Raw genomic sequence first — 22,000 nt, forward strand, 5'->3', positions numbered from 1 at the left:
CCCACCCCGGGCACCTCGCCGCCTCATTCCGCGATAGCATGAGAATATGTATTTTCTGATCGACGGCGAGAATATCGACGCGACCCTGGGCGTCAACATCCTCAAGCGCGCCCCGCACCCGGAGGAGCGCCCCCGCTGGGATCGCGTGTTGCGCTACCGCCCATGGGGCGAGGACGAGGAGACCACCGGCCTGTTCTACATGAACGCCTCCCAGCGCACCGCGTTCACCTTCGTCCAGGCCCTGCTGGCGATCGGCTGGAAGCCCGTACTGCTTACGTCCGACGATCCGCACGTGAAGATCGTGGATGTCGGCATCCAGCGCACGCTCGACGCGATCGGGATGCACCGCCCGAGCGCGGACATCGTCATCGCCTCCCACGACGTCGACTACCTCCCCCAGGTCAGCGACCTGCTGGACGCCGGCCACCGCGTGGCGATCATGTGCTTCCGCGAATTCCTCTCGGCCCAGCTGACCGAACTGGAGGACCAGGGGCTGAAAATCATCGACCTCGAATACGACGTGGCGGCGTTTAACCAGACCCTCAACCGCATCTACCCGATCGACATCGACGATTTCGATCCGCTCGCCTTCATCTAAGGACCCAGGATGGACATGGCATCAAAGAAGCCCGAGACGAAGGTGCTCGTGGTCGACGACGAGCCCACGATCCGCGAGCTACTCTCCGCTTCGCTGCGCTTCGCCGGCTTCGACGTCGCCACCGCCGAAAACGGCGCCGAGGCGCTCAAGGTGGAGCGGACGTTCCTGGCCGATATCGTCGTGCTCGACATCATGTTGCCCGACATGGACGGCTTCGAAGTTCTCACCCACCTGCGCGAACAGGAGCCCGAGCTGCCGGTCCTGTTCCTCACGGCGAAGGACGACGTGCAGGACCGCGTGCGCGGGTTGGAAGTGGGCGGCGATGACTACGTCACCAAGCCGTTCTCCCTCGAGGAGGTAGTAGCGCGCATCCACGCGATCCTGCGCCGCACCGCCCCCGAATCCGCCAGCTCCGACGTACTGCGCTACCACGACCTGGAAATGGACGAAAGCTCCTACGAAGTACGCAGGGCCGGGCACGACGTCGACCTGTCGCCCACCGAATACAAGCTCCTGCGCTACCTGCTCATCAACGCCGAGCGTGTGGTGTCGAAGATCCAGATCCTCGACCACGTGTGGGATTACAACTGGGTGGGCGAGGCGTCAATCGTCGAATCCTACATTTCCTACCTGCGCCGCAAGATCGACTCGCCCGAAGCGCTCGGGATCACCGACCCCGACGAGGTGGCCGCCCTCGAACCGCTCATCCACACCAAGCGCGGGATCGGCTACGTGCTACGCCGGGCGAAATGAACGTCACGTTCCAATCCCGGCGCCCGGCGCCGAAGGTGCGGCGGACCCTGTCGGTCCGCATCGTGTTCGCGTTCATCGTCATCATGGCGATCGTGCTGGTCACCGTGTCGTGGCTCGCCACGGTCACGTTACGCGGCTCGCTCATCGATGAGACGGACCGCAACCTGCGCTCCTCGGGCCGCACGATCGCCACGGTCACGATCGACCAGCTCATCAACGACACGCAAGACCAGCTCCTGCCCAGCGACTTCTACCTCTTTATTACGTACACAAATCCGGCGGCGAACGTGCCCTTCGGGCACCTGACGGTTGTCAACTCCCAGATCAAGGACGAAAACGGCACGCCGCTCAACCCCGAGTTGCTGGCCCAGCGCAAAAGCTCAGCGCCCTCCACCGTGCCCTCCACCCGCGACGGGCAGGAGTGGCGCATCATCACCACCGACCTCAACTACTCCCCCACCAACCTTACTTCGGTGGGATCGGTGGTGATCGGCCTGCCGCTCGAGCCGATCAATGACACCGTGCGCAACCTCGGCGGAGCGCTCGCCACCCTCGTGCTCATCACCCTGATCCTCGGCGCGCTCGCCGCCTACCTGCTGGTCGACCAGTCGCTCACCGGCCTGCGCGACATCGAACGCGCCACCCACGAGGTGGCCGCCCGCAACCTGTCCGTGCGCGTACCGACCGGCACCGACGGCTCCGAAGTGGCCCTGCTCGGCCAGTCGATCAACAAGATGCTCGCCCGCGTGGAGGAATCCTTCGAGGTGCAGGTGGCCTCCGAGAAACGCATGCGGCAATTCGTCTCCGACGCCTCCCACGAACTCCGCACCCCGCTCGCCACCGTCCGCGGATACGCCGAGCTTTACCGGCTGGGTGGCGTTCCCGACGGCGGGGTGGACCTCGCCATGTCCCGCATCGAATCCGAATCCGAACGCATGGCCCACCTGGTTGAAGACCTCCTCCAGCTGGCCCGGCTTGACGAGCGGCGCCAGATCAACATGCAGCCCGTCGACCTGGCCACCATCGCGCTCAACACGGTCACCGACTTTCACGTGCGGGCCCCGCAGTGGCCCGCCGAGGTCGTGGGACTCACAGGCGACGAGCCCTGCTCGGTCATCGTCACTGCGGATGCGGAAAAGGTCACCCAGGTGATTACCAACCTGCTATCCAACGTCATCAACCACACCCCCGAGGGCACACCCGTCGAGGTGGCCGTGGGCGTGGACGCGGAGCGGCAGGTCGGCGTCGTGGACGTACGCGACCACGGCCCCGGCATCGACGCCCAGCAGGCCGGGCGCATCTTCGAGCGATTCTTCCGCACCGACACCTCGCGCTCGCGCGGGTCGGGCGGATCCGGGCTTGGGCTCGCGATCGTGGCCGCCATCATGGAAGTTCACGGCGGTTCGGCGCAGGCCTTCGATACCCCCGGCGGCGGGCTCACCATCCGCCTCGAATTCCCGGGAGTGATGACGGGGGATACCAAGAAGAAGCGGGGTCTGCTCGGGCGCTGAGCCCGGCTGCCCGCACGCGAGCAACTCACGGGGCGATTTAAAAACACTGGACGATTTCGGGGCGATCTCCTCATATGAGGAGATCGCCCCGAAATCGTCCAAAATAATTCAAACCCAGGGCCGGCGGGCGCGGGCTACTCCGGGTTTGCAGCCCCCTGCTCCAGCATCGCCAGAATCTGGCTGCGCACGCGGGACATGAAGGCCTCGGCGTCCTCGCCCTCCTCGGCAAACATCGGCTTACCGATAAACATGTCCACCGGCGGGCGGTTCGGGGCCGGGAGCACCGCACCCACCGGCATCGCGTCATGCCCGCCGCGCAGGGCCAGCGGCACGATCGGGATGCCGAACTTGATCGCGAGCGCCGCGGCCCCCACCTTGAACTCGCCCATCTCCCCCGAGCGGGAGCGCGTGCCTTCCGGGAAGATCAAGATCGGGATGCCCTCGCGCAACAGTCGCGCGGTCATGCCCTTCGCCGGCCCGCTGACCTGGTTCGCGCCGCGCTTGCGCTCGATCGGGTACGTGTTGAAAAACAGCGCCGTGATCTTCGACAGGGTGGGCCGCCGGTACCAATAATCCGCGGCGGCGCCCGTGGCCAGCCTCTCCGTCATGTGCTCCGGCAACAGCGTGAACACCATCGGCGCGTCGAGATGCGACGTGTGATTGCCGACCACGACGTACGCCCCCTCCAGGCCCTCCACGTTCTCCTGCCCCTCCACATTCGTGGACAGGATCGTCTTCAGCGCCGGGCGCGTGAAAAACCTCCGCACGTTCTTACGTGCGTGCATCTTCGACTCCGAATGATAGTCATCCAGCGGTTGCAGTTCGCTCATCGCCGACCCTTATTCAGCTTCTTCACCGCCACCGCCACCGCGCCCGCCGGCGCGTGCTTGGCCAGGAAACCAATAAGCTTGAAGCGCTTCGAAGGGGTGGACGAGGTACGGCCACGGTCGGCGTCGGCGAGGCACTCGGCCACCACGCGCTGGGCATCCAACCAAAGGAAATCCGGGATCGAGGACGTGGACACACCCGTGCGCGCATGGAACTCGGTGCGCACCCACCCCGGGATGAACGTCACCACCTGCACGCCAAACGGTGCCACCTCAATGGCCAACGAATCTGACCACACCCGCACAAACGCCTTAATCGCCGAGTACGCGCCCATTGGCGCCGCACCCGACATCGACGACGTATTAATAATGACGCCGCGCCCGCGCTCCTTCATCGCCGCCGCAGCCGCACCACCGAGCACCATTGGGGTGATCCCCATCAGCTCCGCGCCCGCCACCAGCTCCGACGCATCCGCGGTAGCCATCTTCGCATACAGACCAGCGCCGGCATTGTTCACAAAAACGTCAACCGGGGACTGCGAAGAGCCGAGACGCTGGGCGACGGCCGCGACGCCGTCGTCGTCGGAAAGATCCGCCGGTAGCGTCTCCACCGACACACCCGAACCACGCAACTCCTGCGCCGCCCGCGCCAGACGCTCCGCGTCACGCGCCACGAGCACAAGATCCAAGCCGCGCGCAGCCAACTGCCGCGCAAACTCCAAGCCCAGGCCCGACGAACCGCCCGTAATCAGCGCCCTCCCGCGCACGAGTGACGTTGGATGCGTCATACTGCCATCGCCCTCCGGCCCAGATAGAACATTGCCGATTCAGATACTACCGCCATTGTAGGTAGAATCGCGGACGTCATCGAAATTTTGGAGAGAGATGTCTTGTACCGACGTACCCCAGTGGGTAACGCAATCCTTCATGCGTTCCGCGCTCGCGGTAGGTTCAACAGCCCCACGCGAGACCATCGACCGCGTGTGCTGCCTCCTCATCGAACTGTGGTCCAGCCCCGGCCGCCACTTCCACGGCACGTCCCACCTCTACGACCTCCTGGCCCGCGTTGATGCCCTCGCTGTTGAGGCGCAGGACGCCGACGTCGTCCGGCTGGCTGCCTGGGGACACGGGCTTGTCTTCTCCACCGACGGCCAAGCCCTCTACACGCGTAACGGCGGCGAAGACCGCGGTGCCTCCGCGGCTCTCATGGCCAAGTACCTCGACGAACTGGGCGTCCCCGGCGACACCGTAGAAGAGATCCGCCAACTCATCCTCCACATGCGCAAGCACCCCCTGCCCGTGCCCGAATCCGGCATATTCGACTCGCACGACATGGACCTGCTCGTCCTCACCGACGCCCACCTTGGTTTCCTTGCCAACCAACCCCAAAAGTACAAGACCTACATGGAGAAGGTCCGCGAGGAATACGCCCACATCCCCGAACTGCACTTCCTCGAGGCGCGCCTCGAAGTGGTCACCCGCCTGCTCGACCGACGTCGCATCTTCAGCACCCCGCTTGCCACGCAGTGGGAGCAATCCGCGCGCCAGAACCTCGAACTCGAGCGGCAGCGCCTGATCGTTAAACTGCAGAAGACCACCGGGAGCATCCCGGTGATTAAGGCCGAGCTCGGCGGGAATGGCGGGCCGGGTGCTAGCGCGGTAGCTGGTGCTGCCGGCGGGCCGAGTGCTGGCGTTGCCGCGGGGGCGGCTGGGGCTGGCGCTCACGCCGCCGAAACCGCCGCCGATCGAACTGGCAGTCCGGCCGGGCCCGGCTCAACGCCGCATGGCGGACCTGCAGGTGTCAGCAATCCGTCCGTCGGGGCTCCCGCCGAGCCCCGCGAGCCTCACGCGCACTTCGAGTCTGACGCGACCACCGCTGGCGCCGATTCCGGCCGCGAGTCTACTGCCCCGCACCCGGGCCTCATGGCCGAACCGGAGAAGCGGCCCGTGGCGGCTCCTGCCCCGTCGCAGACGGAGCATGTGGGTTCCTCGTTGGAGTCCGCTTCCGCGGACCTCGACCCCGGCATGCCCGACCGCCCCCTCACCCCCGAGGAGGCCAAACAGGCCCGCCGCGACGAGATCGCCCGCGCCACCTACGAAAAGATCGAGCGCGCCAAGGCCGCCAAGGAGGCGCAGCGGGCGCGCGAGGCCCTGGAGCGCGTCCGGGAGACTGACTTCCCCTCCGGCCTGGTCGAATAGCCCAGCCCACCCCGCATCCGCGACACCTTTTTGATACCCGCCACAGCAAATTGCCATCGCCCCTGCCGGAAATGCGTCGCAAACGTCCGGGCAGATCTGGGTAGCCGGAGGCGGTCACGCCGGCGAGGAGGGATGAGGCTTCACAGCCCGAGGCAACGGCGTGACTGCCGGAGGCCCAAGTAGACACCGACCCAAACAGGCTCCCGCACAGACAAAGGGCGGCCCGCCGAGTCTCCTCGGCGGGCCGCCCCCTATCCAGCTACGTGCGGCTTAGTACATGCCACCCATGCCCGCGGCGGGGTCATCATGACCAGCGCCTGCCGGCTCCGGCTTGTTCGCCACCACGGCCTCCGTGGTGAGGAACAAGCCTGCGATCGAGGCGGCGTTCTGCAGGGCAGAGCGGGTCACCTTGACCGGGTCGGCGATGCCGGCGGCGAGCAGGTCCTCGTACGTGCCGGTGGCGGCGTTGAGGCCCTGGCCCGCGGGGAGCGAGCGGACCTTCTCCGCAACGACGCCGCCCTCGAGGCCAGCGTTCTCAGCGATCTGCTTGAGCGGGGCGGCCACGGCAATCTTGACGATCTGCGCACCGGTGGCCTCGTCGCCCTCGAGCCCGAGTCCGGCCAGGACCTCGTCGCCCGCCTGGATCAGAGCAACGCCACCACCAGCGACAATGCCCTCTTCCACGGCGGCCTTCGCGTTGAGGATCGCGTCCTCGATGCGCTGCTTGCGCTCCTTGAGCTCGACCTCGGTGGCCGCGCCCGACTTGATGACGGCCACGCCGCCCGCGAGCTTGGCGAGGCGCTCCTGCAGCTTCTCGCGATCGTAATCGGAGGTGGAGTTCTCGATCTGGACCTTGATCGTGGACACGCGAGCCTTGATGTCCTCTTCGGTGCCGGCGCCGTCAACGATGGTGGTGGCATCCTTGGTCATGACGACCTTGCGCGCCTGGCCGAGCATCGAGATATCGGCGGTGTCCAGCTTGAGACCAACGGTCTCGGAGATGACCTGGCCGCCGGTGAGGACTGCCATGTCCTGGAGCATCTCCTTGCGGCGGTCGCCGAAGCCGGGGGCCTTGACGGCGGCGGACTTGAAGGTGCCGCGGATCTTGTTGACCACGAGGGTGGCCAGGGCCTCGCCCTCGATGTCCTCAGCGATGATGGCCAGCGGCTTGCCGGTCTGCATGACCTTCTCCAGCAGCGGCAGGAGGTCCTTGACGTTCGAGATCTTCGACTCGACGAGCAGGACGTAGGCGTCCTCGAGCACGACTTCCTGGCGGTCCGCGTCGGTTACGAAGTACGGGGAGAGGTAGCCCTTGTCGAAGGACATGCCCTCGGTGAGCTCCAGCTCGGTGCCGAAGGTGTTGGACTCCTCAACGGTGACCACGCCTTCCTTGCCGACCTTGTCCAGCGCCTCGGCGATGAGCTCGCCGATCTCGGCGTCGCCCGCGGAAATACCCGCGGTAGCGGCGATCTCCTCGCGGGTCTCAACTTCCTTCGCGTCCTTGAGCAGCTGCTTGACGACGGCGTCAACCGCCAGGTCAATGCCGCGGCGCAGGGCGATCGGGTTCGCGCCGGCCACAACGTTGCGCAGGCCCTCCTTAACGAGCGCCTGGGCGAGCACGGTGGCGGTGGTGGTGCCGTCGCCAGCGACGTCGTCGGTCTTCTTCGCGACTTCCTTCACCAGCTCAGCGCCGATGCGCTCGAGCGGATCCTCCAGGTCGATCTCCTTGGCGATGGACACGCCGTCGTTGGTGATCGAGGGGGCGCCCCACTGCTTGTCGAGAACCACGTTGCGGCCCTTGGGGCCAAGCGTTGCCTTGACGGTGTTGGCGAGCAGGTCCAGGCCCCGCTCCATCCCGCGGCGCGCCTCTTCATCGAAATGAATGATCTTTGCCATGCGAACTTCCTCCACGTTAGTGGTTGTCCAGCCGACGCCCGCGACGGACGACCCGCGTGCGGCCGTTTCCTTCCCGGCCATCGGCGAGCCTCATCGGCTGCAGAATTATCACTCTCACTTCAAGAGTGCCAGTAACGATTTTGGCACTCGACGCCCGGGAGTGCAAATCTCCCCACGACCCCGCCCGGCCGTTTCACCGCCGGCTAAAAGTTGAGCGCGGCTATATCAACTTCTCGTGAGAGCGTGAGGCTCCGCATGCGCCGCCCGAGGTGCTACCTCGCGACGACGACAACCTCCGTCTGGTACTGCCCCGTCACCGCCGCATCCTCCACGACGTTCGCAAACCCAAGGGTCTCAGCTACCTTCTTCGCGGTGCCCTTATGTTCGGCGCCGCTGTAATACACGGTGGACTCGGTCGGCTCAGCCCCACCCTTGTAATCGGCCACGTTGAGGTTCGTAAACCCAGCCTCCTGCAGGATCGCCGACTGCTGCCCGGCAAAGCCCGCGGTCCCGCGGCCGTTGAGCACGAGCACCCGCTGACTCAGATTCGGCTCAGCCGCCGGCTCTTCGGTGGCGCTGGGCTCCTCCGTGGCGCTCGGCTCCTCGGTGGGCGCGGCGCTGGTCTCCGTAGCCTCCGGCTCCGTGGTCTCCCGGGCAGGCGCCGACGACGTCGTCTCCACCCGCGGCGAGTCCGACCCCGCAACCAACTTCCCAATGCCGATGCCCAGCAAGGGGGCAAGCACCAAGACCGCGACGATCCCGATGATCCACGGGCGAGCGCTCGGAGGCTGGCGGTGGCCGCCGATCGTCTTGCGCTCGGCGGCGAGTCGGTCGAATTCGTCTTCAGGATATGTAGTGGCCACGGGGCAAGTTTACAGGGAATCGGCACCGAATCGAGATTCCGGGCTGTGTTTCGGCTCGCGGCCGAGCCGCCCGCGCCTCGTCGGCGCCCCCAGTCCTATCTGCGGCCTAATCGCGCCCGTCGAGCTCGAGTGCGCCCTGGCTGTCCTGCCCGCTCTGGCCACCCGCCTCGCCCTCACCGCCGGACTCACCGTCACCCAAGTCAGACCCGACACCCACCTCGGGCCCTCCCCCGCGCGGCGCATGAGGGGCCGGCACCTCCGGCAAGTCAAGGCCGCGCTCGGTCAGGCGCGAGTCGCGCAAGCGCCGCAGCCGGTCCACAAGCGCGGGATCAGCAGTCCACACCCGCGGCTCGTCGAGCATCCGCGACAGGACCAGGTAGTACTTCGACGCCGTCATCCCCAGCTGACGCTGGATGGCCTGCTCCCGGGTAGGGGCCATCCGCCACCAACCGCGTTCGATGTCGAGGATCGAACGCTCCACCTCTGTCAGCTCGTCGTCCATGCCCACCACTCTAGCGCGCCCCTCCGACAATAATTTGTGACGCCTTTCCGACACGCGCGATAGCAAATTGCCGTCGCGGATGTCAGAAAGACGCCGCAAACAGGAAGGATTGGTGCGCTAGTCCCGGCCCAGCCGCTAGCGCTGTGCCGTCATCGCCGCCAGCGGACTGAGCCTCATGGCCCGGCGCGCGGGCACCATGCCCGACGCCATCGCGATGAAGGTCGCGCCCGCAACCGCCGCCACCGCCAGCAGCGGCGGGATCTGGGAGATGCCGCCACCTTGTTGGTCGGGCGAGGAGGCCAACGTGTTGATGACCGCCGACAGCACGTAGCTGAGCACGATCCCAATCACGCCCCCAAGGAAGCCGATCGAGGAGGATTCCACGAGGAACAGCCTCCGGATGTCCCGCATCGAGGCGCCGATTACCTTCATCACACCGATGTCGCGCTGGCGCTCATACACACTCATGAGCATCGTGTTCGCGATGCCGATCGCGGCCACAAGCATCGAGATCGCGCCGATTCCGCCGAGCGCCGCCTGGATGCGCGCCGCCGTCTTCTTCGCCTCGAGAATCCACTCGGCCTCCGAGTAAGCCCCGTAACCCGAATCGCGCAACTCCTCGGAAAGGCTGAGGGCGGCGTCGGCGTCCTTGGCCATGACGATGAACTCGTTGTAAATGAAGTTGCGCCCCGGCTTGGCGTTCGCGCTCTCCTGGCCGGGTAGCTTCTCGGTGGAGATCGACTTCTTCAGGGCCGCCACCAACGTGTCGAGGTCGGCGAAGTACGACGACGATATCATCGACCACACCTGCGGCTCCTCGTACAGCTGCCCCGAAACGGTGGCGAGGATCGGACGCGGCGGCGCGACCGACGTCGTGCCCTCACCCGAGCCCCCAGAACCCTCGCTCGAACCCTCACTCGAACCCTCGCTCGGCGCCGGTTGCGGCTCCGCCATCTCGTAGGCCATGCCGCCCTCGGTTTCCACCGTAAGGAAGTAGGTGCGGCCCTGGAGGTCGATCTCCTTCGACTCGCCAGTGCGCGGGTCCCACGACTGGTTGGCCTTGCCACCCGCAAGCAACTGCACGGTGCCGCCGTGCACGGGCGCCGCGCCCCAGGCCAGCTCATAGCCCAGCTTCTCGAAACCGTCGGACGGAATGGCGCGGATCTGGAGGTACTCCTCCATACCCGCCGCCTTCATCTTCATGTCCACGGCATACACCGGAAACACGGCCTCCACGCCCTCGAAACCGGCCAGCGACCGGGCAAGCGCGTCGTCCATCTTCGGCGCGGGCTTACCCCGCTCGGCCCGCGGCGGCGACTGCACGCTCACCTGCCGCACCGACGGACTGTTGGCGCTCACCTCGTTCTGCCGCGCCAGCCCGACACCGAGCGAAATCATCACCACCACGGCCATCGTGCCGATCACCACGCCCGTCGAGGTCAGGACGGTACGCAACGGCCGGCGTCGTAGTGACGCCACCGCCGATGCGAGGATGTCGGTAAAGCGCATTTAGATCAGGCCGTCGCTATCCAGGAGGCTCAGCGCGTCCGCCTCGTCCTCGACGTCCTTCTTCTTCCGATGACGACGCACGGCCATCACCGCCACGATCACGACGCCGATCAACACCAACGCACCAATCGCGATCGGACCCCACGGGATCGTGGACTCCTCTTCGTCGATGTCCCCGGGAGCGATGGGGCCATCCTCGGGAATCATTTCGATGACGGTGACGGGCACCTCGCGCTCGATGCTGGCCGTCTCCCCCTCGGAGTTTTCGTAAGTGAGGACGAGAGTGATGGGCCCCTCGGTGACGTCCTCGGCTCGGACGATCATGTCAACGTTCGCAGTGGAACCCGCGGCGATGTTGCCCACGTAGGCCTCCTGCCCCGTGATCGCCTGTCCCTCCTTGATGGAAGCCTTGACGTTCGAGATCGCGGACTTGCCCAGGTTGTTCACGGTGAACACGATCGAGCCCTCGCCGCCGAGGGTGAGCATCTCGGGCATCACCTGCGGCACCGACGTCTCCACACGGGCCGGCTGGCTGACCACGACCGCCACGGTCTCAGTGGAGGTCAGGGCCGTGAAATCCGCGTCCTCATACTCGATCGTGAGGGTGAGCGGGTAGGGCCTGTCCTCAAGCGTGGGCAGGGACGTGTAGTACATGGTGACGTCCACCGACTCGCGCGGGCCGAGCTTGGCCAGGTACACCGACGCCGACCCCGAGCGCGGCAGCAACCCGCCCTCGGCCGACAGGGAGAACTTGATGTTCTGCACCCGGGCCGTAGCGGAGGTGTTGCGGACGGTGAAGACGATGTCGAAATCGCTGCCTGCCACCACGGGCTTCGGCGTGGTAGTAAAGCCCTCCACCATGAGACGCGGGGTGGACTTGCCGGTCTGGACTGGGGCGTCGGCCGTCGGCGCGTCGCCCGGCTCGGGGGCATCTGCCGTATCCGCGCTGGCGGCGGGAACGATGAGGCCTGCGAAAAGCAACGTTAGGAAGGCCAAAAGGGTGCTGAAGCGTTTCACGGGTGTCTCCTCAGTCCATATGGTTGGTGTGCGTGATGTCTTGGATGCGGCCGTCGCCAATCGAAACGATGACGTCCGCGTAGCTGGCCAGGTGCCGATCGTGGGTGACCATGATCCACGTCTGGTGGTAGTGCGCGATGAGGCGGCGAAACAGGTCAAGCGTGGCGGCGGCGGTGTGGGAATCGAGGTTGCCGGTGGGCTCGTCCGCGAAGACAATCTCCGGGTTGGACACGAGCGCGCGCGCAATGCCGACACGCTGCTGCTCACCGCCCGACATCTGGCTCGGCTTGTGATTCAGGTGCGTGCCCAGGCCCAGCGTGGTGAGCGCCCGGGCGGCCCGCTTGCGCCGCTCCGCCTTGCCCATCCCTCGGAAAGTGAGCGGCAGGGCCACGTTGTCCAGCGCCGTCATTTCCTGCATGAGGTTGAACGACTGGAAGACGAAACCCACGTGGTCGCGGCGGAACGCGGCCAGCTCGGCCTGGCTCATCTTGTCGATCCGGCACCCGGCCACCTCCACGCTCCCCGCCGACGGCGGCTCCAGGCCCGCGAGCATGTTGAGCAGCGTGGACTTGCCCGAGCCGGACGTGCCGACCACGGCCACGAACGTACCCTTCTTAATCTCAAGGTTGACCTGGTTGAGGGCGACGACGTGCGAACGGCCTACCTTGTACAACTTTGACAGGTCGTTTGTGCGTACTGCTATTTCTTCTACCACGAACCTAGCTTCCTCGCCGGCATTATTAAGCCGATTCTATTCGAGGTGCGAGCTCCCCGATGTCCGCCGCAGGGCGGATATCAGGATGTGGGCGGTGTAGGTTAAAGGCATGAGTTTGAGCGACGTCATGGATCCCGAATGGGCCGAGGCGATGGCGCCGGTAGAGGCCAACATCCACGCGATGGGGGACTTCCTGCGCGCCGAGAACGACGCCGGGCACGGCTACCTGCCCGCCGGGAAGAACGTACTGCGCGCGTTTTCCTACCCGCTGAGCCAGGTGCGGGTTCTGATCGTGGGCCAGGACCCCTATCCCACGCCCGGACACCCCATCGGGTTGAGCTTCGCGGTGGACAGGCAGGTCAGCCCGCTCCCGAGGTCGCTGGCGAACATCTACCGAGAGCTGAGCGACGACCTCGGCATCGCTCCCGCCTCCCACGGCGACCTCACCCCGTGGTGCGAGCACGGCGTCATGCTACTCAACAGGGTGCTGAGCGTGCGGCCGGGTGCGCCGGCGTCACACCGGGGCAAAGGCTGGGAGGCAATCACCGACCACGCCATCCGCGTGCTCGCCCAGCGCGACCAGCCGCTCGTAGCGATCCTGTGGGGCCGGCAGGCCCAAGAGCTGACGCCCCTTCTTCGCACGACGCCGAGGATCACCTCCGCCCACCCCTCGCCGTTGTCCGCCACCCGGGGCTTCTTCGGCTCCAAGCCGTTCTCGCGCGCGAACGCCCTGCTCGTGGAGCAGGGCGCGGAGCCGATCGACTGGCGGCTGGAGTAAGGGACAGAGCGCGTTCGACAGAAGTCGTGAATATACCGGCTGCCGGTTGCTATTTCGGCCTGGTGGGCCTCAGGTTCACGACCATGGACTCGACCAGAACAGCAAAGGCCCCGGCCCTGGTGAGTTCCGGAGCCTTGGGAGAGCCCCCTGTCAGACTCGAACTGACGACCTTCGCTTTACAAGAGCGGCGCTCTACCAACTGAGCTAAGGAGGCACCTGGCACGGGCCAGACGATCCCAGTGTGCCAGATACCCGCGACCATTGACAAAGCAAGCATGCGGGGATGCGGCGGGGCCGCGGGGATGCTTCCCCGCGGCCCCGCACCGGCTTCCCGGCGTCAGATTCACTTCACGCTGGCGCCAGGCTTACTTCGCGCCGGCTTCGATCGCGGACTGGATCACCGAGTCGACGTCGCCCTCCGCCAGCCAGGAATCGTCCACCACGCCGTTGACCTCGAGGGTGGGCGTGGCGGTGTAGCCCTTCTCGCGGAAGGAGTCGGTGGCCGCAACGGCCACAGCCTTCCAGTCGTCGGAGGCGACGGACGCGGGCAGGTCGTTGGCCACGTCGTCGGGCACGCCCACGCTCTTGGCGATGTCGGCGAACTCGGCGAGGGTGGGCGCGCTTCCGCCGCCCTTGACTGCTTCGGCGGTGCGTGCGAACAGCGCATCGTTGTAGGCCCACGCCTGCTCGGGGGCGTATGTGGCCACGTAGAACATGGCCGCGGCGGCGTTATCGGACACCGAGTTGTTCAGGGTCGCCACCGGGTAGAGGCGCACCGAGAGCTCGCCGGCGTCGGCATGGTTGTGGTAGGTGTCGGCATAGTTGCGCTCGAGGTTGATGCAGCCCGAGCACGTGTAGTCGGAATAGACGGCGAAGACGCCCGCATCCTCGACCACCTGGCCTGCCACGCCGGCCGCATTGACGTCAATGCCGTAGTCGTCCGTGACGTTGGCGAGCGTGGCGGGGCGGACCGTGCCCTCGTAATCGCCCGTGTTTGCCTTGCCACCCTTGCCGACGATCTGCAAAATGGCGAAGGCCACAAGCGCGACCGCGAGCACGATTCCACCAATCATGAGCGCCTTATTGCGGCGTGCCCGCTTAGCTTCCTGCTCCCGTAGGATCCGCGCTCGCTCGCGGGCCATGTCACGCCGTTCCTTCTTCGTCACGCTCTGTGCGCTATTCTTCGTTGCCATTGTTCCTCTTTCGAACATTTCCGCGGTCAACCATGCGTTGCGACGCATCATCACTCATTGAACTCTAAACTATCTGGAGATGGGCCTGGCTGACAACTACGCCCGCAGCGAGCGCAACTAATAGCGTAGTCGCAATCCAGAAAAGTCGGTATCCCGCGGTTGGCGCGATGCCCTCCATGAGGTACCTCACGCCTTCGCGCCCGTTTTCGTTCGGCGCGATGAACCACGCAACGACGACGCCCACGTACACCCCCACCGCCTGGCCGCTCGCGGGTGGCAACGCGCCGAGGAAGTCGAGGAACAACCAGGTCAGCCACCCGACGCCGGCGCCCACACCCACCGACACCACCGACCTGGCCACCGCGCCGATAAGCGTGAGCGGCGAGCGCAACACCGCGCCCATGACGTCGTTCTGGTACGGCCCGCCGTTGCGCATCCGCCGCTCACGCAGGTCGCTCTGCGCGCCCCCGAGCCACGACAGTGCCACGATGAGCGCCGCCATCACCGCCGCCGACGTCACCGGCCACACCAGCGCAAACAGCCCGACGACGATCGACGCCACCCACACCTGCAACCGCGCCTTGCGCGGCGGCACCGCCCAGGCGGGGAGCTGGCCCGCCGGGTACCCGTAGCCATAGCCGTAGCCCACCGCGCCTGGCAGCTGGACGGGTGGCGCTGGCTCTGGTTCCAACATTCTCTCGAACACCGAGGTTCGGGCGGGTGAGGGATCGGGCCCCTCACCCGCCCCCGTTCCCGGAGTCGGATCAGCCACCGGCAGCGGGGCCGTGGCATCGACCGGCGGCTGTGCCGCCGAATACCCACCGGAGTAAGAGGAGGATCCGGCGCCTACGATCGGGCGGGTCGCATCCCCGCCACCCGCGCGGCCCGCACCAGCACCGCCCGGCCCCGCCGGGCCGTAGGCCACCGTATCGCCCGCGGTCTCATCGCCCGCCGACATCGGGGCGAACGCCGGCGCCACGGGCGGCTCGTACGACGGGGCCGCGCTCACTCCGGCCTCGCCGCCCTCACCGGTCCAGCCCTGGCCAGCCCCGCCAAACTCGCCGGGCCACGGGTGCAGGGCAGTGCGCGCCACGTCACCGAAGCTCGCCCCGCCCAACACATACATGAGCTGGGCAAACGTAATGCGCTCCTCCCGGCGCGGGGCCAGTGCCGCCCGGAACGCCCGCTCCACCTCCGGCGCGAGCCCCGGCAAATCCGCCTCCCCCACGACCACCCGGTGCATCACCGCCGGCGAGTTCCCCACGCCAAACGGCGCCTGCCCCGTGGCCGCGAACGCGAGGACCGCGGCGAGTGCCCACCAGTCGGCGTCCGCATCAGGGTCTCCCCCGCGCACCACCACGGGGTCACAAAAACCGGGTGTGTGGGTGAGAGCACCGGTCTGGGTCATGCGCAGGTCATCTCCCAGTTGCGCGATCCCAAAATCAATGAGCACGGGCCCTTCCTCGCCCATCATCACGTTCGACGGCTTAAGGTCCCGATGTAGCACCCCCTGGTCGTGGATCGACTCCAGCGCAGCCGCGAGCTCCTGACCCAGCTCCACCAGGTCCGCCCCCTCGTAGCGCCCCGAATCGCGCACGTCCTGATCCAACGTGGGCCCGTCGATCAGCTCCGTGACAAGGAAAATCTCCTCCTCGTCCGTCTCCGCATCCAGGATCTGCGCCACGTACTTCCCCCGCACGCGCTGCAGCATCGCCACCTCGCGCCGCAGCCGCTCCCGCGAGCGCGGGTCCGCCGCCAACTCCGGATGCAGCAGCTTGAGGGCGACATCCCGCCCGTCAGCGTCCACCGCCTGATACACGAACGACATCCCACCCGAACCGATCCTCTTCACGATCCGGTAGCCGCCGATCATCGCCCGTTGCCTCATGCCACCCTCCTTTCTGTCTTGTCACGACGCCGTCCGCCCCAGCCACGACACCAGCCACGCCGTCACGACGCTGCCCGCCCCAGCCGCGCGTCGTGCACGCCGCCACGCACGTCGCCGCGATCGACGCGAGCCGCGCGACCGTCGTCGCTCATTCTTGCAAGCGCCTCCGACAATCCCGACGCCCGCCCGGGCAAAACCGCGCAAACACGCCGCTTGCCAGGGATCCACCCCACAATTGTCTTACAAATACGTCACAGTCGTATCCTACCGCGGGCCACCTGTGGCACAATCTAAGGGATGCCAACACGGACGTCGGCATCGTGTCAGAGTTGACACTGACACCTTTCACTACGGATCGTCCGGCACGTACCTGCCGGTGAAGGGAACCATGAACCATGGCGACTGTTACATTTGATAACGCTACCCGCGTCTACCCTGGAGCAACCACCCCGGCCGTCGATGCACTCAACCTTGAGATCAAGGACGGCGAATTCCTCGTCCTCGTCGGCCCCTCCGGATGCGGAAAGTCCACCTCGCTACGCATGCTCGCTGGCCTCGAAGACGTCAACTCCGGCCGCATCTTCATTGGTGACCGCGACGTCACCGACGTCTCCCCCAAGGACCGCGACATCGCGATGGTGTTCCAGAACTACGCCCTCTACCCGCACATGACCGTGGCCGACAACATGGGCTTCGCGCTCAAGATCGCTGGCGAAGATAAGGACGTCATCCGCCAGCGCGTGGAGGAAGCCGCCAAGATCCTCGACCTCACCCAATACCTCGACCGCAAGCCGAAGGCCCTCTCCGGCGGCCAGCGCCAGCGCGTCGCCATGGGCCGCGCCATCGTCCGCAAGCCGCAGGTCTTCCTCATGGACGAGCCGCTGTCGAACCTCGACGCCAAGCTCCGTGTCCAGACCCGCACCCAGATCGCCTCGCTCCAGCGCTCGCTCGGCGTCACCACCGTGTACGTGACCCACGACCAGACCGAGGCCCTCACCATGGGCGACCGCATCGCGGTCCTCAAGGACGGCCTCCTCCAGCAGGTCGCCTCCCCCGCCGAAATGTTCTCCCGCCCGGCCAACGCCTTCGTCGCCGGCTTCATCGGCTCCCCCGCCATGAACCTCGGCACCTGGCGCATCGACGGGAACGACGCCGTCTTCGGCGACGCCCGCTTCGCCCTCCCGGCCGACGTGCTCGCCGCCGCCCGCCCGGACGGCTCCCTCACGGTCGGCCTGCGCCCCGAGGCGCTCGAAGTCGCCGGCGCTGGCGAGGGTGGCATCCCGGTGAAGGTCACCTTCGTCGAATCCCTCGGCTCGGACGCCTACGTCTACGGCACGATCGTCGGCGCGGAGCGCGAAAACACCAACTTCGGCTCCGGCGACCAGTCCGAGACCATGGTCGTGCGCATCGAGCCGTACGTCGTTCCCAAGGCGGGCGACGTCGTCTACCTCAAGCCCAAGGCCGAGCACACCCACTACTTCTCGACCTCCACGGGCGAGCGCATCGACAGCTCGATGCACAAGCCCTCGATGGGGAACGTGGACAACGACGCCGCCGAAGTCCACATCGAGGACTAATCGCAGTAGCTGAGTGAACGACGCCGGGGCTCGGGTTTCGACCGGGCTCCGGCGTCATTCGCGCGTGCGGTAGCATTGATTCGGCACGCCGAGGAAGTGGGGGAACAAAGTGATCAAGTCGCTGCAGATCACGTCAGCGCAGGTGGAACCGGCGCTCCTTGACCTGCCGTGGAACGTGCCCCTCGAACAGTGGCCCACCTCCATCATCGCCGCCCTCCCCCGCGGTATCTCCCGGCACATCGTGCGATTCGCCTACCTAGAGGGCAAGGTCGTGGCCGTGAAGGAAATCGGCGAAACCGTAGCCCACCACGAATACGAGACGCTTCGCGACCTCAACCGGATCGACGCTCCCTGCGTGGAACCCATCGCCGTCATCACCGGCCGCTTCGACGCCGCGGGCGAACCCCTCAACGCCGCCCTCGTCACCCAACACCTGCCCTTCTCCCTGCCCTACCGTTCCCTGTTCGGCCAGGCCTCCATGCGAATCGACACCGTCAGCCGCCTCATCGACGCGCTCGCCGTGCTCATGGTCCGCCTCCACCTCCTCGGCTTCTACTGGGGAGATGTGTCGCTCTCTAACGCACTCTTCCGGCGCGACGCCGGGGAATTCTCCGCCTACCTCGTGGACGCCGAAACCGGCGAACTCGAAGACAACCTCTCCGAGAAGAAGCGAAACTACGACATCGACGTCGCCCGCGTCAACATCATTGGCGAACTCATGGACCTCCAAGCCGGCTCCATCCTCGACCCCGAATTCGACGCCATCGCCGTCGGCAACCGCTTCGAAGAACGCTACCTCGAACTGTGGGACGAACTCACCAGCGAAGAATCCTTCGACCGCTCCGAGCGCTGGCGCGTGGACGCCCGCATCCGCCGCCTCAACGACCTCGGCTTCGAAGTGGGTGAGCTCGCCATGTCCACCGACATCGACGGCACCTCCATCTCCATCCAACCCAAAGTGGTGGACCTCGGCCACTACTCGCGCAAACTCATGCGCCTCACCGGGCTCGACGTGGAAGAAAAGCAGGCGCGCCGCCTGGTTAACGACATGGAGTCTTACCGCACCTACACCGGCAAATCCGACTACCCGCTCGAGATCGTCGCCCACGAATGGATGACCAACGTCTACGAGCCCACCGTCCAAGCTGTCCCACCCGAGCTACGCACCAAGCTGCAGCCCGCCCAGCTCTTCCACGAAATTCTCGAACACCGCTGGTTCATGTCCGAACGCCAAAACCGCGACGTGCCCATGCGCGAGGCCGTCAACTCCTACGTCCACGAAGTCCTCACCCACCGCCGCGACGAATCGCAATTCATCGGGCGCGACGCCGACGGGCCCGCCACCGAGGAATTCGATGTCGGGACGATCTTCGGGGACTAGGGGCGGGGCTCGCGGCTAGCCCGCGGCTCCGCCGCGGGCCCAACCGGCCAACGTCAGACTTAACCCGTGATCTCCGAGATCGCCACAGTGCGGTTCTCCTTGAGGGACAGCGTGCAGGCGTCCGCTGTTGCGATCGACTCCATCGCCGCCGTGCCATCGGACAGCTTCGCAAACTCCTCTGCCACCGGCTCACCCTGCATGAGCCCATGGAAGTAGGTCATCTCCTCCTCCACAATCCCCGACAGCCACAACGGCAACTCCATGTCCGGGTGACCAAACTGCACCCCACCATCCGTACCGGTCAAGCCCGCGTAAATCTCCGCGCGCTGGCGATCCTCCTCCTCGGTGCGATGCAGAAGGTAGCGGCGCTCGTCGTCGTCGACCCGGACCGTCACCCCCACATCCTGGAGGTCAATCTTGATCGCACCCTTCTCCGCCTGAATCAGCAAGTAATGCTCCGGCCAGCGGAAGGCCGAGCCATACTCGAGGGTGGCGAAGGCGCCGTCGAACTGGAGCTGGATGAGGAGCATGTCGTCGACGTCGTCCTCGCTGTGTGCCACGTTCCCGCCGATCATCGTGGCAAAGCGCGCCGGGCCAAGGATCGACTGCACGCAGTCGAGCTCGTGGACGTGATGATACAGGTGGCCGCCCGACAGCTCGCGGACCTTCTTCCATGTCGCAACCGGCTGCACGGACTCCCAGCCCGTGCGCGTAGAGCGGATGTGCAAGACCCGGCCCAGCTCGCCCGACGCGATCAGGCGCTTGGCTAGGCGCACCCCATTCATGAAATTCATGACGTGGCCGGCCATGAAGAAGACGCCAGCTTCGCGGGCCGCGTCTACCATTGCGGCGCAATCGGCGTAGCTCAACGCGATCGGCTTCTCAGCGAAGATCGCCTTACCCGCGCGGGCAGCTGCCAGGGTTGGCTCCACGTGCATGGAATTCGGGGAGGCAACGATCACGGCGTCGACCCGCGGGTCGCGCACCAGGGCCTCCATCGAGTCAAAGACCTCCGCGCCAAACTCGGCGGCAGGGCGGGCGGCGTTCACCGGGTCGTACACGCCGAGCACGTTCGCGCCCTCCAGGCGATGTAACGCGCGGCCGAGCTCCGCGCCGAAGTAGCCGGTTCCGACGATTCCGTAGTTAACCATGGGATGTCCTTTCATTCGTGGAGGTAGGCTCAAGCACGCTTGCGGCCGCGTTGGTTCTGGCGCCGCTCGAACTTCTCAGCGCGGGCAATGAGGGTGGGCAGGCTGTAGTAGCGCACGTCGACCTTGATGAGCGTGCCCCTCGTGTCGAGCAGGTGGAGGTAGTTGCGCGGCTCGTTGAGGAAGCGGACCTCGGCCAAGTCCGCGTAGGCGATGCGCTTTGGTGCGGCCGGCCACTCGCGCAACTCGAAAAAGTCCGGGGCGTCAACTGCATAGTTGAGCCTGAGGCCGATCGCCTGCCTGGCCAGCACGCCAAGTAGCAGGATCGCCGCCAGGAACATCGCCGCCTGCGGGATCCCCTGCGAGCGCAACCCCGCCACCACCATGAGCGGCACGAACACGATCGTGATCGAGGCGATGACCGCTACCATCTTGCGATAGCGCAGGCCGGGGGTCTGTTTGCGCGCGGGGTCGAGGCGCTGGTTCATGGTCGTCCTTGACGTCGGGATTGGGCTCGTGTCCCATCGTATACCACCGCCCGCCCGTCAAATCTCAGGACTCTGAGCGCAAAATCCCGGGATTCCGCAATGAAAAGCTACAGGGTCCTGATTCTTGACGGAGACGGGCGGCGCAGGTAGCGGCGCTGCTTGAGAATCGCAATCAGATGCTTTTGAGTGTTTTCCCAGTCGTACCAGATCTGCTGGTAACTCAGCCGCGTGACCTCATAGCCCAGTGAACGGAACAAGAGATCGCGGTGGCGATCGTTCTCAAATTCAACGCGCCCCATGTGGTGCGCCACGGAATCGCACTCAAGGATCCACGATTCCCCGATCAACATGTCGGCGAATCGCCCCGCGATCGGGGAGAACTGCTGAACAACCTTCACACCCCGCTTGCGCATGAAGTGAGCAACGCGAGTCTCGCTACCGGACTGTGACCCAAATGCGGCACAACCGAGTTTCCGTGCTCTGCTTTCCGGAATTCTCTCCAACATCATCTGGATCCCAGACATCGTCATCATGCCTAGATTCAGCGCTGATTCCATCACCACCAGGGCAGTCTCCGAATCATGGAACCGTGCAACCTGCTCAACGGCATCCTCAGCGGCGACAACCAACTGCCGCTTGTCGCCTGCAGCACGGTGCACCTGCGCAACAGTTCGGCTATTGCCAAGACCTGACACGGCTTGTTTGATCTTGCTGGCCGACTCCCAGTGATTCGCGACCACGTGAAGAGTCGGCCCTGGCTCCGGCGGAATCCAAAGTCCGTGCAACTTTGCAGCCGAAAGGCATCCAAGCCGAGTGTGACTCGACGCGGCTATCGCAACGCATTCTTCCGCTCCTCTCCACGCATACCAACCGTGACTCAGATGTCGGAGCTCACCCGCAGAAACGAGCTCAGCTATGCCGTTGCCGTCTAAGCCTTGCAATTCGAGCTCTGCACGAGACACAACACCATGGAACATGGCACCAGCATGACAAGAACTCCGCGCAGCTGTTTTCCGATGCTCCCCGAAAATGGGGTTCCCACTCCACGAACGTTGTCTGTGGAAAAGATCCTTGGCCGCCTCACCCCAAACACCCGACAAACCGGACATCCGGCATAGCGCACAGCGTCAAGATCTCAAGATTCCCGTCAAATCTCA

20 protein-coding genes and 1 tRNA gene are annotated in these 22,000 nt (G+C 65.7%); 7 read left to right on the top strand and 14 right to left on the bottom strand.

The annotated features are described in order from the left end of the window. Window positions 1-46: 46 nt before the first annotated feature. From AQZ59_RS07945 to AQZ59_RS07955, 3 genes are read left to right on the top strand one after another with little or no spacing between them, the layout of a single operon-like run. Window positions 47-598: an NYN domain-containing protein gene (locus tag AQZ59_RS07945; protein WP_062614134.1), complete on the top strand. Its 552-nt coding sequence runs from the start codon at window positions 47-49 to the stop codon at window positions 596-598. Window positions 599-607: 9 nt separating this feature from the next. Then, on the top strand, window positions 608-1,351 hold the full coding sequence (locus AQZ59_RS07950) for a response regulator transcription factor (protein ID WP_062614135.1): 744 nt from the start codon (window positions 608-610) through the stop codon (window positions 1,349-1,351). Next, a complete protein-coding gene (locus AQZ59_RS07955) occupies window positions 1,348-2,862 on the top strand; it encodes a sensor histidine kinase (protein ID WP_062614136.1) in 1,515 nt (504 codons plus the stop codon). The genes AQZ59_RS07950 and AQZ59_RS07955 overlap by 4 nt, the downstream gene beginning before the upstream one ends. Window positions 2,863-2,996: 134 nt before the next feature. Here AQZ59_RS07955 and AQZ59_RS07960 read toward each other — a convergent pair whose 3' ends face one another. Both AQZ59_RS07960 and AQZ59_RS07965 read right to left on the bottom strand, forming a co-directional pair. Beyond that, on the bottom strand, window positions 2,997-3,692 hold the full coding sequence (locus AQZ59_RS07960) for a lysophospholipid acyltransferase family protein (RefSeq protein WP_062614137.1): 696 nt from the start codon (window positions 3,690-3,692) through the stop codon (window positions 2,997-2,999). After that, window positions 3,689-4,477: an SDR family NAD(P)-dependent oxidoreductase gene (locus AQZ59_RS07965; protein WP_062614138.1), complete on the bottom strand. Its 789-nt coding sequence runs from the start codon at window positions 4,475-4,477 to the stop codon at window positions 3,689-3,691. The genes AQZ59_RS07960 and AQZ59_RS07965 overlap by 4 nt, the downstream gene beginning before the upstream one ends. A 97-nt stretch (window positions 4,478-4,574) precedes the next feature. Here AQZ59_RS07965 and AQZ59_RS07970 point away from each other — a divergent pair, with 97 nt between their 5' ends. After that, window positions 4,575-5,888 (top strand): hypothetical protein, encoded by a 1,314-nt coding sequence (locus tag AQZ59_RS07970; protein ID WP_145989888.1) that lies wholly within the window; start codon window positions 4,575-4,577, stop codon window positions 5,886-5,888. Window positions 5,889-6,158: 270 nt separating this feature from the next. On the opposite strand, the gene groL is transcribed toward AQZ59_RS07970, so the two are convergent. The 6 genes from groL to AQZ59_RS08000 all read right to left on the bottom strand — a co-directional run bounded on the left by groL (window position 6,159) and on the right by AQZ59_RS08000 (window position 12,390). Continuing rightward, window positions 6,159-7,784, bottom strand: a complete 1,626-nt coding sequence (gene groL / locus AQZ59_RS07975) for a chaperonin GroEL (protein WP_062614186.1) — start codon at window positions 7,782-7,784, stop codon at window positions 6,159-6,161. Between the two features lie 272 nt (window positions 7,785-8,056). Further along, window positions 8,057-8,647: a LytR C-terminal domain-containing protein gene (locus AQZ59_RS07980; RefSeq protein ID WP_062614140.1), complete on the bottom strand. Its 591-nt coding sequence runs from the start codon at window positions 8,645-8,647 to the stop codon at window positions 8,057-8,059. Between the two features lie 106 nt (window positions 8,648-8,753). Beyond that, window positions 8,754-9,149, bottom strand: coding sequence for a DUF3263 domain-containing protein (locus AQZ59_RS09000; RefSeq protein WP_152994738.1), 396 nt, complete (start codon window positions 9,147-9,149; stop codon window positions 8,754-8,756). 135 nt (window positions 9,150-9,284) lie between these two features. Next, a complete protein-coding gene (locus AQZ59_RS07990) occupies window positions 9,285-10,658 on the bottom strand; it encodes an ABC transporter permease (protein ID WP_062614141.1) in 1,374 nt (457 codons plus the stop codon). Next, window positions 10,659-11,675, bottom strand: a complete 1,017-nt coding sequence (locus AQZ59_RS07995) for a COG1361 S-layer family protein (protein WP_062614142.1) — start codon at window positions 11,673-11,675, stop codon at window positions 10,659-10,661. Window positions 11,676-11,685: 10 nt separating this feature from the next. Beyond that, entirely contained in the window at window positions 11,686-12,390 is a 705-nt protein-coding gene (locus AQZ59_RS08000; protein WP_062614143.1) for an ABC transporter ATP-binding protein, read from the bottom strand. Window positions 12,391-12,499: 109 nt separating this feature from the next. Between AQZ59_RS08000 and AQZ59_RS08005 the strand changes: the two genes are divergently transcribed. Then, window positions 12,500-13,168, top strand: a complete 669-nt coding sequence (locus tag AQZ59_RS08005; protein WP_062614144.1) for a uracil-DNA glycosylase — start codon at window positions 12,500-12,502, stop codon at window positions 13,166-13,168. 141 nt (window positions 13,169-13,309) lie between these two features. Here AQZ59_RS08005 and AQZ59_RS08010 read toward each other — a convergent pair. The 3 genes from AQZ59_RS08010 to AQZ59_RS08020 form a co-directional block, all read right to left on the bottom strand. Next, window positions 13,310-13,382: transfer RNA gene (locus AQZ59_RS08010), tRNA-Thr, on the bottom strand. Between the two features lie 151 nt (window positions 13,383-13,533). Continuing rightward, complete coding sequence (locus AQZ59_RS08015; RefSeq protein ID WP_160326887.1) at window positions 13,534-14,361, bottom strand: DsbA family protein; 828 nt, start codon at window positions 14,359-14,361, stop codon at window positions 13,534-13,536. A gap of 64 nt (window positions 14,362-14,425) precedes the next feature. Then, complete coding sequence (locus AQZ59_RS08020) at window positions 14,426-16,249, bottom strand: serine/threonine protein kinase (protein WP_082661240.1); 1,824 nt, start codon at window positions 16,247-16,249, stop codon at window positions 14,426-14,428. Between the two features lie 395 nt (window positions 16,250-16,644). On the opposite strand from AQZ59_RS08020, the gene AQZ59_RS08025 reads away from it, so the two are divergent. Together AQZ59_RS08025 and AQZ59_RS08030 are read left to right on the top strand one after the other, a co-directional pair. Then, the gene (locus tag AQZ59_RS08025) at window positions 16,645-17,826 is read left to right on the top strand and encodes an ABC transporter ATP-binding protein (protein ID WP_082661241.1); all 1,182 of its coding nucleotides are present in this window, start codon (window positions 16,645-16,647) and stop codon (window positions 17,824-17,826) included. A 109-nt stretch (window positions 17,827-17,935) separates the two neighbouring features. After that, window positions 17,936-19,207 carry a DUF4032 domain-containing protein gene (locus tag AQZ59_RS08030; RefSeq protein WP_062614147.1) on the top strand — a complete coding sequence of 424 codons (1,272 nt, stop codon included), beginning with the start codon at window positions 17,936-17,938 and terminating at the stop codon, window positions 19,205-19,207. Window positions 19,208-19,266: 59 nt separating this feature from the next. On the opposite strand, the gene AQZ59_RS08035 is transcribed toward AQZ59_RS08030, so the two are convergent. The 3 genes from AQZ59_RS08035 to AQZ59_RS08045 form a co-directional block, all read right to left on the bottom strand. Beyond that, window positions 19,267-20,358 carry a Gfo/Idh/MocA family protein gene (locus tag AQZ59_RS08035; protein WP_062614148.1) on the bottom strand — a complete coding sequence of 364 codons (1,092 nt, stop codon included), beginning with the start codon at window positions 20,356-20,358 and terminating at the stop codon, window positions 19,267-19,269. Window positions 20,359-20,387: 29 nt separating this feature from the next. Further along, entirely contained in the window at window positions 20,388-20,843 is a 456-nt protein-coding gene (locus tag AQZ59_RS08040) for a hypothetical protein (protein ID WP_062614149.1), read from the bottom strand. A 107-nt stretch (window positions 20,844-20,950) separates the two neighbouring features. Next, the gene (locus AQZ59_RS08045; protein WP_062614150.1) at window positions 20,951-21,583 is read right to left on the bottom strand and encodes an endonuclease domain-containing protein; all 633 of its coding nucleotides are present in this window, start codon (window positions 21,581-21,583) and stop codon (window positions 20,951-20,953) included. Window positions 21,584-22,000 lie beyond the last annotated feature (417 nt).

It is taken from the genome of Trueperella bernardiae (genome assembly GCF_001469025.1).
Taxonomy (GTDB): Bacteria; Actinomycetota; Actinomycetes; order Actinomycetales; family Actinomycetaceae; genus Trueperella; species Trueperella bernardiae.